A 14,657-nucleotide genomic window follows, 5' to 3' on the forward strand; every position below is an offset into this window, starting at 1 on the left:
ATAAGAGAGAGTTTGATGGTATCAGAGATTGGCATCACTGTATGGGTATACAAAATAAAAGGGCGCGAGGTGCGCCCTTTGTGTTTTAGATGTGCGTGCAATGCTTAGAGCTTGCTGATAAAGCGGCTTTCAGTAGACAGCGTTTTTTTGTCATCCCCTGATTGGCGTTCAAGCATAAACATAATGTTGGCGATGGGTTTTTCGAGCTCATAAGGGTCCACCGCAAGGCTGACTGGCAAGGTGTAGATTTCGCCTGCGCTCAGCGTCACTTGCTGTTTGCCGTACCACTCAATGCCCTCAAGGCCTGTTACCGAGATATTGTAGGTTTCTGATTGCTGCGTCTTATTCAGAATCTTCAAGGTGTAGGTGTTTTCAATCAGCCCATCAGTGTTGGTTTTAAACAGCTGTGTTCTATCACGAATAACATCCAATCCCATCGGCTGAACCGCATTGAGGAAGTAGAAGAACATGACGAACATGGCCACCATGACGATGCCATAGCCAATCAATTTGGGGCGCATCACATCCACAGAATGGCCGGCGAGCTTATGTTCCGTGGTATAGCTGATGAGACCGTGAGAATAGTTCATGCGATCCATGGTGTCGTCACAGGCATCAATACACGCGCCGCAGTTGATGCATTCGTATTGAAGACCATCGCGAATGTCGATACCCGTCGGGCACACCTGCACACAGAGGTTACAGTCAACGCAATCACCTAAGCCCAAGTCTTTAGGGTCTTTCTTACGAGGCCTTGGACCACGTGCTTCACCGCGGACTTTGTCATAACCCACGATAAAGGTGTCTTTGTCGAACATGGCTGACTGGAATCGTGCATAGGGGCAGATGTGGATACACATGATAGAGCGCATCCAGCCAGCATTGCCGTAGGTACAAACACTGAAGAAAAGTACCCAGAACACTATCCAGAAACTGCTTGATAAAGTGAAAAACTCCGCGAACAGCGTTTTGACTGGGACGAAGTAGCCAACGAAGGTAAGGCCGGTTAGCAAGGCAACGGCAAACCAACAAATATGCTTCAGCGTTTTTCTGGCCAACAAATCCCGGGTCATGGGCTTTTTATCTTGTGAGCGGCGTTTATTTGCGGGCCCTTCGAGCTTTTCCTCAAACCAAATGTAGATGAAGGTCCACACCGTTTGAGGACAGAGGTATCCGCACCAGACTCGCCCAAGGAAGGTGGTGATAAAAAAGAGGCCAAAGGCGGCCACCATCAGCACCACAGCAAGCAATGTCAAATCTTGTGGCCAAAGGGTTGTGCCGAAAAAATTGAACTGCTGTTTGCCAATGTCGATCAGAATGGCTTGTCGGTCACCGTAGGAAATCCATGGGGTGAGCAAGAAGAGCAGCATGAAAAACCACCCCATTTTTTGGCGCAGCTTCTGGAAGACTCCTTTCGCCGCACGAACATAAATGCGGTTGCTGGGGTTAAAACGATCACCGCTACCTTTATGGGTTTTGGGATTAAATTCTTTGGGCGTGACATCTTTGATGTCGATTTTTTCCTTGCTCATGACACCTGCTTTCCTTGGGTAAAACGGGCAATCCCGACAATGCGACACACCGATACGTTGTCGGTGTTCTTTAATCATAGACCGAAGATTATACCGTAGCAGATTGCCGACATTCTGTGCGGATGGTGGGATAATGCTTGGACGCCTAGACAAGGCTTGAGGAACAGATGATTGTTTTAAAATAAAAAAGCGAAACCCATGGGTTTCGCTTTTCTTGGCAACTTTACACGCTACGTTTAGTCGATAATTCCGCGAGCGCGTAAAATGGCAGTTTTGAAGTCGTTTTCGCAATCTTTCGCAAGACCGGGGATCATTTCATCTTTGCCGCTGTTACGCATTTTTAGATGATAGATCAGCACATCATCGGTGAGTGCGTCGAGTTGACCTTCATAGCCTGCTTCTTCGGCAAGTTTGCTGATCATTTGCATCAGATTCAGCTCGGGTTCTTTCTGCCACTCAGGGTGAAGCAGTTCGATCAGTTCGTTAACGCGATGACATTTCATTGAAGACTCCAAATTGGGCTAACACAGTGTTAAAAATAACCTTTTTTTTTATATGGCTTATTCGCCATACAGTACCAGAATCACTATGTGCAAGCTATGTCGTCTTATGCTGCTTCGTCCGCTGGCGCGTCGGTACTCAACACTGGATTTGGACGGATTAACGTCAAATCAGGTGTTGATGTCTTTGGTGACGCTTTGAACGTTGGAGCAAACGAAGTAGAACGCATACGTGCTGGTGTACGAGTAACGCGGACGGTGCGAACAGTGACAGGGCGCATTTAAGTTTCTCAGTTTTCGCGCATCCATGACGGGGTTAATAGCAGAGTGAACCAGGGGTTCCGATGGCTGATAGCCTTGCTGTTTTTTCACTCTGACGTGTAATTTCGCGCGGAGCATAACAAAAATAAATCGTTTAAAAAAGCATCAAGTTAAAAAAATAAAAAAAGCCGCATTTGCGGCTTTTTCTTTACGGTATTTGGATCGTTATGTAATCGGCATAACGCGGTTTCTGCCCAAGTTTTTCGCCTCATACAATTGCGCATCTGCGCGGCTGATTAGATTGCGCGGGCTTTCCCCTTTTTCGAACTGCGCAACACCGATGGACACCGTGATGTTGTCGAGTTTCGAGCCTGTTTTCTTGTCTTTGATGGCCAATTTATCGATGCTGGCGCGAATGGTTTCGGCCACGCGACCTCCCCCTCCAAGAGGGCGGTTAGGGACAAGCAAGGCAAACTCTTCGCCACCATAGCGGAAAGCTTCTATGCCCTCTCGACAGAACTGAGCGAGGCGTTTTGCCGTGAGCTTCAGTACCTGATCACCCATGAGGTGGCCGTAGGTATCATTGAAGCTTTTGAAATGGTCGAGATCGCAAATCAGTAAGCAAAATCCGCGCTCGGGCGGCGATGCGATGAGTTTATCGAGGTGCTTGTCGAACGAACGGCGGTTTAAGATGCCCGTTAGTGCATCGTTAAAGGCTTGTTCGTTGGCCTCTGCCAATGTTTCCTTAAGGCGATCAATTTCTTTTTGGGCGTCTGCCAGTTGGTTCTTAAAGAAGCTGGTGGATTGGCGGATTTCTTTTGAACCTTTTAATGCATTTCGCACCACAGCAATGGTTTCTTCCGTGCTCATGGCTTCTTCATCAACACGTGCCAATTGCGAAAAGGTTTTCTCCAATGTGCTCTGAAACACATCCGTGTCTTTCATGGTATCAACCATGGTGTTGCTGATCTCAAGGGCTAATGCTTCAAAGCCTTCTTGTGCTGCTTGAATGCCTTCATTTTGCCCATCAGCAATATGCGCTTCATAGAGCTCAGTGCATTGTTCTAGGCTGACGGAGCCCGACGATTGAAGCGACTCGTTCATCGCTTTCGTTAAGGCTTCATCGGTGTTGGCAATATAGGTGTACCAAAGTGCATAATTTTTAGGGTTTGCAGGCACCTGATACTTCATCATGAGTGGAACGAGTTTCTTTAAATACCCAGCGGATAGCGCAAATGAATCGTTAGACATAGCTGGCTTATTCTCCGTTATATAAAGTGGAATGCGTCTTTCCACGTGTCACCAGTCTTCTAATCTTAGTAGAAATAATCAAAATGCTGTGACAACTGAGCGCTTAATTACCGTCTACACTGCGGTAAATTGTATGCGCGACATATTTACGCGCTCAACAAGGAGAATTGGCTATGGGATGGCTTCAGAAAACGTTAGCTCGGGTCGGTGTGGGTGGTGCGAAGGCAGAGGTGTCTGTTGAGCGTGATGACATTCAACAAGGTCAATCTGTGACGGTCACTCTCATTGTGCATGGGGGCGAGGCAATGCAACAGATTGACAAGATTTCGTTCGATCTTTGCTGTGACTTTATGGGGTGGGAAGAGGTGCGTGGCGCAGGTGAGCAGGGCAGGAAGAAACAGCGCAGACGTATCACTCATAAGCTTTTGTCATGGTCGTTGTCTGATGCTTTTGAGCTGTCTAAGGGTGAGTCTCGCCGCTTTGAAACTGAATTGAACGTGCCTGCTGAAACGCCGCTTTCCATGGGAGATTGCAATGTTTGGCTCGAAACCAGCCTTGATATTCCCATGGCGAAAGACCCTTCAACCAAAACGCCGTTAACCATTAAACCTTCCCTTCATTTGAACGCGGTCTTTGACGTGTTAGAGGCGCACGGGCTTCGCATTGAAAAAGCGGATTGCGAACAAGATGAACGAAACCCTCGATCGTTTGAGCAGGTGTTTTCTTGGATGCCCGTTTCTGGCGCCTACGAGGGCATTTGGCGTAAGCTCGACGTGGTGGTGACGCACAAAGATAATGCGCTGGATATCGGCATGACGGTGCATCGACAAGGGGAAGGGTTGGGAGACATGGTAGGACGGCTTGTCGGGGCAAATAAGCTTGAACGTTCGTTGGACGTTTCACTCGATGACAGCGTTGAACACGTGCAAGACGCCTTGAACAATGTGCTGCAAAAGATAACGTGAATTTAAGCGTACACGTGTACGCTGAGTTGTGTCATACTCGCTGTGTTAGTGATTTAGAAGGATGACTCTACGATGACAGCGTGCACGACTGCAGGGCCTGATTACTCCGTCAAAGAAGAGATAGCAAGCAGCGTTAGCCATGGGCTAGGTGTGGTGTTTGGTATTGTGGCCTTGGTGCTTTTGCTCTTAAAAGCGCTCAACGCGAATGCGGATGCCATGACGATTGCCAGTTATAGCGTGTATGGCGCGAGCATTATTTTACTTTATCTCGCCTCCACCCTTTATCATGCCATTCCTTATCCTAGCGCCAAACGCGCGCTAAAAACCTTCGATCATTGCGCTATCTATCTGCTGATCGCCGGTACTTATACTCCCTTTTTGTTGATCAGCTTACGAACGCCTTTGGCGACGGGCTTGATGGCGTTAATTTGGGGCATTGCACTGGCTGGTGTCGTGCTGAAAATTGCGTTTGTTTACCGCTTTAAGAAGTTGTCTTTGGTGATTTATCTCGCCATGGGGTGGCTATCTTTGGTGGTGATTTATCAACTGGCGCAGGCGGTTGCTCTGCCGGGGCTCATGTTGCTGCTTGCGGGCGGCTTGGTGTATTCGCTGGGTGTGATTTTCTACGTGAAACAATCAATTCCCTACAACCATGCTATTTGGCATTTATTTGTTTTAGGCGGCACGGTACTGCATTTTCTTGCGATCTATTATTACGTCCAACCAGTGTGAATTTGCCTGCAAACAATAAAAAAGCGAGAGGGTATACCCTCTCGCTTTTTTTTTACGGCGGTTAGTCATCAGACTAACGCACTTAATCTCGCCAGAAAGCAGGAAAAAGTAAGACCAACACCGTCAATATTTCCAAGCGTCCCATGAGCATACCAATACTCAGCGCCCACTTTGCAGTATCTGACAGGCTGGCAAAGTTCCCTGTGGGGCCAATGACTGTGCCCATACCCGGACCGACGTTTGCGACGGCTGTCATCGCGCCGCTTAAACTGGTTATGCCGTCTAATCCCGTTGCAGCCAGAATCATCGCAACCACCAGAATCGTCATCAGATAGGTGATGGCAAATGCCACCACTGAGCGGACAATATCTTCGTTAACTGGGCGGCCGTTATACCGTTGAATAAACACGCCAGAGGGGTGAACCAATTGCTGTATGTGTTTACGAAGTAAGGCGAGCGCGACTTGGAAGCGGAAGATTTTCGCGCCTCCCGCCGTTGAACCAGAACAACCGCCAACAATCAGCATGAACGCAAAAATCACCGAGGCAAAAGGCCCCCACGCCGTGAAGTCATCCAAACCAAAGCCTGTTGTTGTTACCACAGAGACGATGTTGAACATGGACACGCGAATGGCGTCACTGCTGGTGTAATCTTGGGTGAGTACCAACCAAATGGCAACCATGGCAGAGGTGGCGAGTACTAAGTAGGTAAAGCCTCGTACCTGTGCATCATCAAAAATCATGTGCGGGCTTTTGCGTCTGAGTGCCTGAATCAAGAGCAAGAACGGTAAACCGCCTGCAAACATGAATATTGTGCCGACCCATTGTGCGGAATGACTGAAGCGGTTCATGGAACTGTCAGATGTGGAGAACCCACCCGTAGACAGCGTGGTCATGGCATGGTTTATCGCTTCAAACGGTGTCATGCCTGTTGCCCAATAAGCAATAAAGCAAAGCGCAGACAGAATCAGGTACACCTTCATGATACTGATGGCGACATTTTTAGTGCGAGGGCTAGATTTTGCGGACCAATCTGACGATTCAGTTTGGAATAACTTCATCCCACCTACGTTCAAAAATGGCAGGATAGCCACGCCCATCACGATAAAACCAACGCCACCCAACCATTGCAATATGGAGCGCCAGAACAAGATGGCAGGTGCCATTTGATCAAGCCCACTGAGCACGGTCGATCCTGTCGTGGTGATGCCGGACATGGTTTCAAAGTACGCATCGGTGAAGCTGATGTGATTGATGAACACGAAGGGCAACGCGGCGAATGCACTGGCAATCAACCACACCATGGTGGTGATGACGAACATGTCCCTCGCATTGAGGCGAAAGTTATCCGTCTTGCCAAGGGACAAACAAAGAAACGCGGCAACATGGGTGATAATGACGGACAAGCCAAAATCGAGAAATCCCGGTGTGCCCGTGAAAAACGCGGTGAGCGTTGGGATGTACATGAAAAGGGCGATCTTAGATAAGACCAGCCCAATCACGAACAGTACAGGTTGTAAATTGACCATAAGACACGGTTCGGCTTAGAGGAAGAAAGGACTCGGTTGGAAGAGTCGCTCGACATCAGGGATGTATTTCTTATCCACCAAGAACATCACCACGTGGTCATCTTGCTGAATAACGGTTTTATCGTGTGCAATCAGGACTTCCTCTTCCCTTACGATTGCGCCAATGGTGGTGCCGGCGGGTAACTTAATGTCCCCAATGGCGCGCCCAACCACTTTGGATGTGCTGGCATCACCGTGTGCGATGGCTTCAATGGCCTCCGCAGCCCCGCGACGAAGCGAGGATACGTTGACGATGTCAGCTTTGCGTACGTGGGTCAGTAGCGCGGAGATCGTGGCTTGCTGCGGCGAAATCGCCACATCAATCACACCACCTTGCACAAGGTCAACGTATGCGCCTCGTTGGATCAGCACCATGGCTTTTTTCGCACCTAGGCGTTTTGCCAGCATGGCAGACATGATGTTGGCTTCATCTTCGTTGGTGACGGCAATGAATACATCAATCTGATCGATATGTTCTTCGCTCAACAGCTCTTGGTCTGATGCGTCGCCACAGAACACAATGGTGTTCTCGAGGATTTCAGACAATTGCTCAGCACGTCGTGGGTTGCGCTCTATCAGTTTCACGCTGTATGAGCGCTCAAGGCTTCTCGCAAGACCTGCACCGATGTTACCGCCGCCGACAATCATGATGCGCTTGTACGGCTTCTCAAGACGTTGTAGCTCACTCATCACCGAGCGAATGTGGTTGCTGGCGGCCACAAAAAACACTTCATCATCGGCTTCGATGATGGTGGTGCCTTGTGGACGAATGGGACGGTCGCGACGGAAGATGGCTGCCACGCGTGTGTCGACATGCGGCATGTGCTCACGCAATGCGGACAATGCGTTACCCACCAAAGGCCCGCCGTAGTAGGCTTTTACCGCGACCAGACCGACTTTATTGTCGGCGAAGTTAACCACCTGCAATGCACCCGGGTATTCAATCAAGCGATGGATATAGCGCGTGACCAGCTCTTCTGGGGCGATCAGGTGATCGACCGGACAGGCATCGGTCTGGAACAATTGTTCTTTGGCAGCGAGATATTCAGGGCTTCGGATCCGCGCGACGCGGTTTGGGGTGTTATAAAGCGTGAAGGCAACTTGGCAAGCAATCATGTTGGTTTCGTCAGAGTTGGTAACGGCAACCAGCATGTCGGCGTCTTGAGCGCCGGCTTCGAGAAGTGTGGAGGGGTGACTGGCGTAACCGGTTACCACCCGTAAATCGTATTTGTCTTGCAGCTCTCTGAGGCGCTCGGGGTTCTTATCGACGATGGTAATGTCATTGTTTTCGCCAACCAGATTTTCGGCCAATGTGCCGCCGACCTGTCCAGCCCCCAAGATGATAATTTTCATAACGTCTGCGTGAACCTCGGTTCGTTTCTACTTGTTATGGTTGGCGGCACAACGGCCACCAACAATTTGGCACTACTCGATGCGATGCTTCAGCGTGGATATCAGGCTGATTTTTTGATCACGGCGTAGTAGAAACCGTCCATGTTTTCTTGCCCTGGAAGAATCTGGCGACCCGGTGCGTCCGGTGTGCCTGTCTCCAATGTTGCATCGCTTGTGCGCGCGAGGAATGCTGCCACTTGCTGGCCATTTTCCTGTGGCGTAATTGAACATGTCGCATACACCAGCGTACCACCCGGTTTCAGTTGTGCCCACATTGCATCAATAATTTCTGACTGAAGTGACACAAGCTGCGCGATGTCGTCGGCGCGGCGTAACCATTTGATATCTGGGTGACGACGGATCACACCCGTTGCGGAGCATGGGGCGTCGAGCAGAATACGATCAAACTGTTCGCCCTGCCACCATTCGCTAGGATGACGTGCATCGCCGCAAATAACCTGCGCTTTAAGGTTCAAACGCGCCAGGTTTTCTTCCACACGGGTTAAACGTGTGGCATCCACATCCATGGCCACCACGTTTGCATCTGCTTTGTGCTCAAGGATATGACAGGTTTTCCCGCCCGGCGCGGCGCAGCAATCCAGAATCAGTTCGCCAGATTGCGGCTGCAGGTAATTCACAGAAAGTTGCGCAGCAGCATCTTGAACAGACACCCAACCGTCAGCAAACCCGGGCAATGCCGTCACATCACAAGGTGATGCAAGCTTGAGGGCATCTTGTGCTTCTGAGTGAACCTCGGTTTCTATGCCGTTTTCAGTCAACAGTGCGCGGTAGCTATCGCGGGTGTGATGCGTGCGGTTTGCGCGCAGCCACATCGGTGCTTTCTGGTGATTGGCATCGACAACCTGTTCCCATTGTTCGGGGTACGCGGTTTGCAGTAATTTCAACAACCAACCCGGGTGACCGTATTTGCCTGCATCGTGAGAGACAGCGGTAGCATCGAGATTTTCTTGGTTGCGCTGGTAGCTGCGAAGTACCGCATTGACCAAACCACGAAGCTGCGGCTTTTTCAGTACTTTGGTGGCATCCACAGTCTCAGCAACGGCGGCGTGCGGAGGAATTCGCATGAACGCAATTTGGTAAAGACCCACCAAGATCAAATGGTGGAAGACGCGTTGTTTGCCTTTCAGTGGCTTGTCCATCAGGCTTTGGGTGATGGATTCCAGGCGAGGCAGCCAGCGCAGGACGCCATAGCAGATCTCTTGCAGCAGCGCGCCATCGCGCGGGGCGACTTTTTGCTGAGCCGGTGGCAGAGCCGCAGACAATGATTGTCCTTGGTCAACTACCTGATAGATAACCTGTGCAGCGACAGCTCTTACGTTCATGAAGGTACCTTCGTCAGGGGGTTGTGCGCAGTATGTGGCGAACAACAAAATTGTGTTTCTTGCGACTAAAAAAGGCCAGCAAGCTGGCCTCTCGATTACAGGGTTTTGCCAGGTTCAAACCATTCTCGACGGGAATTTAGAATATCCGCCGCACCCATCGCTTTCTTGCCTGGAGGCTGAATCGAGGTGAGGCGTAATACGCCATCACCCGTTGCCACGCGAATGCCCGTTTTATCCGCAGATAAAATGGTGCCTGGCGCTTTGTCGCTTTGCTCGGCGTCGGCGTCGGCATCCCAGACTTTGATGTTGTGCTCGGTGTCGTTTGCCGTCAGCGTGAAGTAGCTCATTGGCCATGGGTTAAACGCGCGAATGCAGCGCTCAAGCTCAACGGCACTCAAGGTCCAATCGACCAACGCTTCTTCTTTACTCAACTTCTTCGCATAGTTAGCCAACTCGTCATTTTGCTTTTCAGCGACGGCGCGACCGGTTGCGATATCGTCCAGACAATCCACCAATGCGTCAGGCCCCAGTTCTGCAAGGCGCTCATATAGCGTGGCACTGGTTTCCTTCGCATCAATGCTCAGGGTTGCGATTTTTAGCATATCGCCAGTATCCAAGCCTTCATCCATCTGCATGATGGTGACGCCTGTTTCATCATCGCCCGCCCAAATAGCGCGTTGTATCGGTGCAGCACCACGCCAGCGAGGAAGGATAGAACCATGAACGTTGATACAACCCAAACGCGGCGTATCCAATGCCGCTTTCGGAAGCAGAAGGCCATACGCCACCACCACCATGATGTCAGCATCAATGGCCGCCAATTCTTGCTGCGCGTCTTCTGACTTTAAGCTGGCTGGCTGATAGACCGGAATATCATGTTCAAGCGCCAGCATTTTCACTGGGCTTGCTGTCAGCTTCTTCCCACGCCCAGCAGGGCGATCAGGTTGGGTGTAAACCGCAACCACATCATGGTGTGAAGACAATAACGCCGCCATGTGACGGGCGGCGAAATCCGGCGTACCGGCAAATACAATACGTAATGATTGGCTCAAGGAAACCTCAGTTAGCTTTTTTCGTTGGCGCGTTTGATTTTTTCGAGCTTCTGTTTGATGCGCTGTTGCTTCAGAGGCGACAGGTAATCAACGAACAATTTACCTTCTAGGTGGTCAAGTTCGTGTTGTACACAAATTGCCAGAAGGTCATCAGCGTCGAATTGGTATGCGTTGCCATCACGATCAAGTGCCTTCACGGTCACTTCAGATGCACGTGGTACCAATGCGCGCGCACCAGGGACAGACAGACAACCTTCTTCGATGCCATCTTCGCCACGCTTCTCGATAATTTCAGGATTGATCAGAACCATGGCTTCTTCACGGTTGTCAGAAATATCAATCACGACAATACGTTGGTGAATGTCGACCTGTGTCGCAGCCAAACCAATGCCTTCTTCGTCGTACATGGTTTCTAGCATGTCATCGACAATCTTTTGGATCTCTGGCGTGACGTTTTCTACCGGCTTCGCCACCGTGCGTAGGCGATCGTCCGGGAAGGTCAAAACCTGTAATACACTCATAAATGTCTCTTAAATATGTTGAACTGCGCCGTATCCGGCTTCGGTAATTGGGCTAATTCTAGACATTTTGCAATTCAAATGACAGCATCCAAATGTAAAGTACGCTTTTGGAGACACAGGATGTTTAAAAAGCTAATCATAGTCTGTGTGGCAGGCATGTTGTCTGCGACATCCATGGCGAATGTGATCAGCCTTTCAGATGATGCGCCCGACGCTTATCAGGTGCGCAAAGGTGATACCTTGTGGGACATTGCGGGTTTGTATTTAGACAAGCCTTGGCACTGGCCTGCTCTTTGGCAGCAAAACCCTGATATTGAAAACCCTCACCTGATTTATCCAGGGGATGAGCTTCGTCTTTCATGGCAAGATGGCCAGCCCGTATTGACGCGAAAGACAGTGGAAATGGGTGATACAACGCCTATCAGCGGTGTGTCTACCAATATTCTGAAACAGTACTTAACGTATGACACCCTCATGGGGGCGGCAGAAGTTAATATGGCACCGCGTGTGCTTGGCAACCAGAAAGGGTGGAACTACATCACCACTAAAACACCTTTCTATGCCGATGCTGTTCTCGATCATGACGAATGGTTCATTTACCGACCTGTCACGACGTTTGATCGTCAAGTGGGTGAAGAGACCACCACCATGATCAGTTTGAACAAAGTGGCGGAAGCGCGTTTGGTGAGAAACCTTGATGAGATCGCCGAGCTGAAATTGGTTCATCAATCTCAAGAAGTGAAGCCAAATGACATTCTCCTGCCATCACTCGGCGCTCGAACTGGCGAGATCTTTCAACCTCACGCCGCACCCTCTGATATCGCGGGCAATTTGGTAGGGCATCTTTACGGCAGTAAATATGTTGGCCTACGTCAAATTGTGGTTGTGAACAGAGGGGAAACTGATGGATTGGATGCGGGACATGCATTGTCTGTGATGATGCCTGGTGCGGCCCTTAAGGGCAAAAAAGGCAACATGAGATACGACTCTGATACTGATAGCACTGCAGATTCAGTGGTCATGACACTGCCTGATCGACATGCGGGTACATTGTTGGTTATCCGAAGTTATCCGCACTTTAGTTTGGCGATGGTGGTCGATGCAGAGCAGCCTTTATCATCGAACATGAATATCATCTCTGCTGGCGGGTCTTAGCGGATCTGATGAGCAAGGTGCTTGAATCTTGGCTTCGACTGGCTGCCGTCCCGAAATTGGGCGGCAGCGCAGTAAGCAAAATCATCAGCAAACATCCGCCAGAGAAACTGCTTGAATTAAGTGATTTTGAACTCTCCTCCATTGGCTTTAAGCCCGAGCAATTAGCGGCGCTACGACAACCTGACTTTTCCATAATAGACAGATGTTTAGCATGGTGTGATGCGCCAGATAGACACATCTTGTCACTGTCAGACCCACACTATCCTTTCTTACTCAAACAAATCGCTTCTGCGCCGCCTCTTTTATTTGTGGAAGGTGATCCCCATATACTCACAGCACCGCAGATTGCAATGGTGGGAAGTCGTCATGCCAGCCAAGAAGGGTTGGCGTTGGCTCGGGAGTTTGCCGAAGCACTTGCCAAGCATGATGTGGTGGTGACCAGCGGATTGGCATTAGGTATTGATGGCCGTGCGCATCGAGGTGCGTTGGAAGGGCAAGGTAAAACAGTCGCGGTGCTTGGGTCGGGCTTAGAGAAGGTTTATCCCTCGCGTCATCGTGATTTAGCCAAAGACGTTAAAGAAAATGGTGCTTTGGTTTCAGAGCTTTGGCCTTGGTCGCCGCCTAAACCTGCATTCTTCCCGAGACGAAATCGCATTATCAGCGGTCTCTCTACAGGTGTGTTGGTGGTGGAGGCGGCGTTGAAAAGTGGCTCATTAATCACTGCACGTCTTGCGCTCGAGCAAGGCCGAGAGGTTTTTGCCTTACCGGGATCAATACATAATCCCAATGCGCGCGGTAGCAATGGGTTGATTAAGCAAGGCGCATTATTGGTCGAAACCGTCGAGGATATTCTCGAACAAGTGATGGCGTTGGCAGGCTGTGCAATTAATCATCAGTTGGACATCGAGCAGGCTCAAGTTTTGCAAGAAGAATTGCCATTTCCGGAAGTGTTGGCTAACGTAGGAAATGAGATAAGATGTGTCGATGTGCTTGCAGAAATCTGCGATCAACCCGTTCACGAAATAATGATGAAGTTATTAGAACTGGAGCTTCAGGGGCTGGTTACAGCGGTGCCTGGTGGCTATGTGAGAACGAGGAGGGGCTAGCCATGATGGACATCCTAATGTATCTGTTCGAAACCTATATCCACAGCGATGCGGAATTGATGGTAGATCAGGACGAATTGGCTGATGAGCTTCTACGAGCAGGTTTTCATCAGGAAGATATCTACAAAGCGTTAGATTGGCTTGAAAAGCTGGCGCTATTACAAGATGCGGATAAAACGCCTTACCTAACAGGAAGCGCGTTGACGTCGGTGCGTATTTTTACGCCGCAAGAAATGGATCGTTTGGATACAGAGAGCCGCGGCTTTTTGATTTTCCTTGAGCAAATCAGTGTATTGAACCCAGAAACGCGTGAGATGGTGATTGATCGTGTGATGGAGCTTGAAACACAAGAGTTCGCGTTAGATGACCTTAAATGGGTTATCTTGATGGTGCTGTTTAATGTACCGGGCAACGAACGTGCGTATGACCAAATGGAAGAGCTACTCTACTGCACAGCCGAAGATGAATATCTTCATTAATATTTTCACTGTCAGTCCGTTTGAGGCGAAGCTGTTTTGGCTGGAAAAATAGACGAATCACTGTTTAGTGCGCATGAACACGCACTAGAGAAAGAAGAACGCTGCCCCAAATGTGGCAGCGTTCTTGTTATTAAACACAGCAAACGCGGGCCTTTTAAGGCGTGCACAGGCTATCCTGCCTGTGATTTCGTGGAATCGTTGCATCACAATGATGGTCATGTGGTGAAAGAGCTAGGGTTACCTTGCCCTGAATGTGGCAATGAATTAGTGCTTCGCCAAGGGCGTTTTGGCATGTTCATTGGCTGTTCGGCGTACCCTGAATGCCAGCACATTGAAAAGCGCGATCAAGAGCCCGTGACTGAGGGCGTTGATGTGACTTGCCCCGAGTGTGGTAAAGGCAAACTTCACGAGAAAAAATCGCGTTTTGGTAAAGCGTTCTATGCGTGTGATGCCTACCCAAAATGTAAATTCGCGGTAAACCTTAAACCCGTCAAAGGGTGCTGTGAAGTGTGTGGTTTCGCACTCTTGCTTGAGAAGCAAACAGCGTCAGGCGAGGTGAAAGTATGCGCGAGCAAGAAGTGTCAGCATAAACAAGGTTGAGTGCTCGGGTTTCGAATAAGGAGCTCTATGACCCGTCCTGATATGGGTTGACACTTTCTAAGCATAAAACGCCTGATGGACTTCATCGGGCGTTTTGTATTTTAACGCAGTGTGTGGCCGTCTTTGATTGTAGATATCTACGGACTCTGCCACCATCTTTCTCGCCTCCTCTAAATCACGTGGTTTGATAAGTAAGTACTC

Annotated in this window: 16 protein-coding genes; 6 read left to right on the forward strand and 10 right to left on the reverse strand. The window is 49.7% G+C overall.

What is annotated here, in order from left to right; translation table 11 throughout:
* Positions 1-104: 104 nt before the first annotated feature.
* The 4 genes from ccoG to BM082_RS16370 all read right to left on the reverse strand — a co-directional run bounded on the left by ccoG (position 105) and on the right by BM082_RS16370 (position 3,544).
* Positions 105-1,532: a cytochrome c oxidase accessory protein CcoG gene (ccoG, locus tag BM082_RS16355; RefSeq protein ID WP_017012287.1), complete on the reverse strand. Its 1,428-nt coding sequence runs from the start codon at positions 1,530-1,532 to the stop codon at positions 105-107.
* Positions 1,533-1,768: 236 nt separating this feature from the next.
* On the reverse strand, positions 1,769-2,035 hold the full coding sequence (locus BM082_RS16360) for a YihD family protein (protein WP_017012286.1): 267 nt from the start codon (positions 2,033-2,035) through the stop codon (positions 1,769-1,771).
* A 104-nt stretch (positions 2,036-2,139) separates the two neighbouring features.
* Positions 2,140-2,313, reverse strand: coding sequence for a hypothetical protein (locus BM082_RS25190; protein WP_181163567.1), 174 nt, complete (start codon positions 2,311-2,313; stop codon positions 2,140-2,142).
* A 205-nt stretch (positions 2,314-2,518) separates the two neighbouring features.
* A complete protein-coding gene (locus tag BM082_RS16370) occupies positions 2,519-3,544 on the reverse strand; it encodes a GGDEF domain-containing protein (RefSeq protein ID WP_017012284.1) in 1,026 nt (341 codons plus the stop codon).
* Positions 3,545-3,717: 173 nt separating this feature from the next.
* Between BM082_RS16370 and BM082_RS16375 the strand changes: the two genes are divergently transcribed.
* A complete protein-coding gene (locus tag BM082_RS16375) occupies positions 3,718-4,509 on the forward strand; it encodes a sporulation protein (protein WP_017014584.1) in 792 nt (263 codons plus the stop codon).
* A 72-nt stretch (positions 4,510-4,581) separates the two neighbouring features.
* A complete protein-coding gene (trhA, locus tag BM082_RS16380; RefSeq protein WP_017014585.1) occupies positions 4,582-5,241 on the forward strand; it encodes a PAQR family membrane homeostasis protein TrhA in 660 nt (219 codons plus the stop codon).
* A gap of 82 nt (positions 5,242-5,323) precedes the next feature.
* Here trhA and BM082_RS16385 read toward each other — a convergent pair whose 3' ends face one another.
* From BM082_RS16385 to def, 5 genes are all read right to left on the reverse strand, one after another.
* A complete protein-coding gene (locus BM082_RS16385; protein ID WP_017010801.1) occupies positions 5,324-6,769 on the reverse strand; it encodes a TrkH family potassium uptake protein in 1,446 nt (481 codons plus the stop codon).
* Between the two features lie 15 nt (positions 6,770-6,784).
* A complete protein-coding gene (trkA, locus tag BM082_RS16390) occupies positions 6,785-8,161 on the reverse strand; it encodes a Trk system potassium transporter TrkA (protein WP_017010802.1) in 1,377 nt (458 codons plus the stop codon).
* A gap of 101 nt (positions 8,162-8,262) precedes the next feature.
* Entirely contained in the window at positions 8,263-9,543 is a 1,281-nt protein-coding gene (gene rsmB, locus BM082_RS16395; protein ID WP_017010803.1) for a 16S rRNA (cytosine(967)-C(5))-methyltransferase RsmB, read from the reverse strand.
* A gap of 95 nt (positions 9,544-9,638) precedes the next feature.
* Positions 9,639-10,595, reverse strand: a complete 957-nt coding sequence (fmt, locus tag BM082_RS16400) for a methionyl-tRNA formyltransferase (RefSeq protein WP_017014587.1) — start codon at positions 10,593-10,595, stop codon at positions 9,639-9,641.
* 11 nt (positions 10,596-10,606) lie between these two features.
* Entirely contained in the window at positions 10,607-11,116 is a 510-nt protein-coding gene (gene def / locus BM082_RS16405; protein WP_017010805.1) for a peptide deformylase, read from the reverse strand.
* Between the two features lie 120 nt (positions 11,117-11,236).
* On the opposite strand from def, the gene BM082_RS16410 reads away from it, so the two are divergent.
* Genes BM082_RS16410 through BM082_RS16425 form a run of 4 tightly spaced genes read left to right on the forward strand, consistent with a single transcriptional unit; the run spans position 11,237 to position 14,456 of the window.
* Positions 11,237-12,271 (forward strand): LysM peptidoglycan-binding domain-containing protein, encoded by a 1,035-nt coding sequence (locus BM082_RS16410; RefSeq protein WP_074927775.1) that lies wholly within the window; start codon positions 11,237-11,239, stop codon positions 12,269-12,271.
* 8 nt (positions 12,272-12,279) lie between these two features.
* Positions 12,280-13,377, forward strand: a complete 1,098-nt coding sequence (dprA, locus tag BM082_RS16415) for a DNA-processing protein DprA (RefSeq protein ID WP_017014589.1) — start codon at positions 12,280-12,282, stop codon at positions 13,375-13,377.
* Positions 13,378-13,379: 2 nt separating this feature from the next.
* Positions 13,380-13,856, forward strand: a complete 477-nt coding sequence (locus BM082_RS16420) for a DUF494 family protein (RefSeq protein WP_017010808.1) — start codon at positions 13,380-13,382, stop codon at positions 13,854-13,856.
* A gap of 36 nt (positions 13,857-13,892) precedes the next feature.
* On the forward strand, positions 13,893-14,456 hold the full coding sequence (locus BM082_RS16425; RefSeq protein ID WP_017010809.1) for a DNA topoisomerase family protein: 564 nt from the start codon (positions 13,893-13,895) through the stop codon (positions 14,454-14,456).
* A 57-nt stretch (positions 14,457-14,513) separates the two neighbouring features.
* On the opposite strand, the gene BM082_RS16430 is transcribed toward BM082_RS16425, so the two are convergent.
* A partial coding sequence (locus BM082_RS16430) for an integrase core domain-containing protein (RefSeq protein ID WP_139218800.1) occupies positions 14,514-14,657 on the reverse strand: 144 nt, incomplete at its 5' end.

Source organism: Enterovibrio norvegicus DSM 15893 (assembly GCF_900115495.1).
Lineage (GTDB): Bacteria > Pseudomonadota > Gammaproteobacteria > Enterobacterales > Vibrionaceae > Enterovibrio > Enterovibrio norvegicus.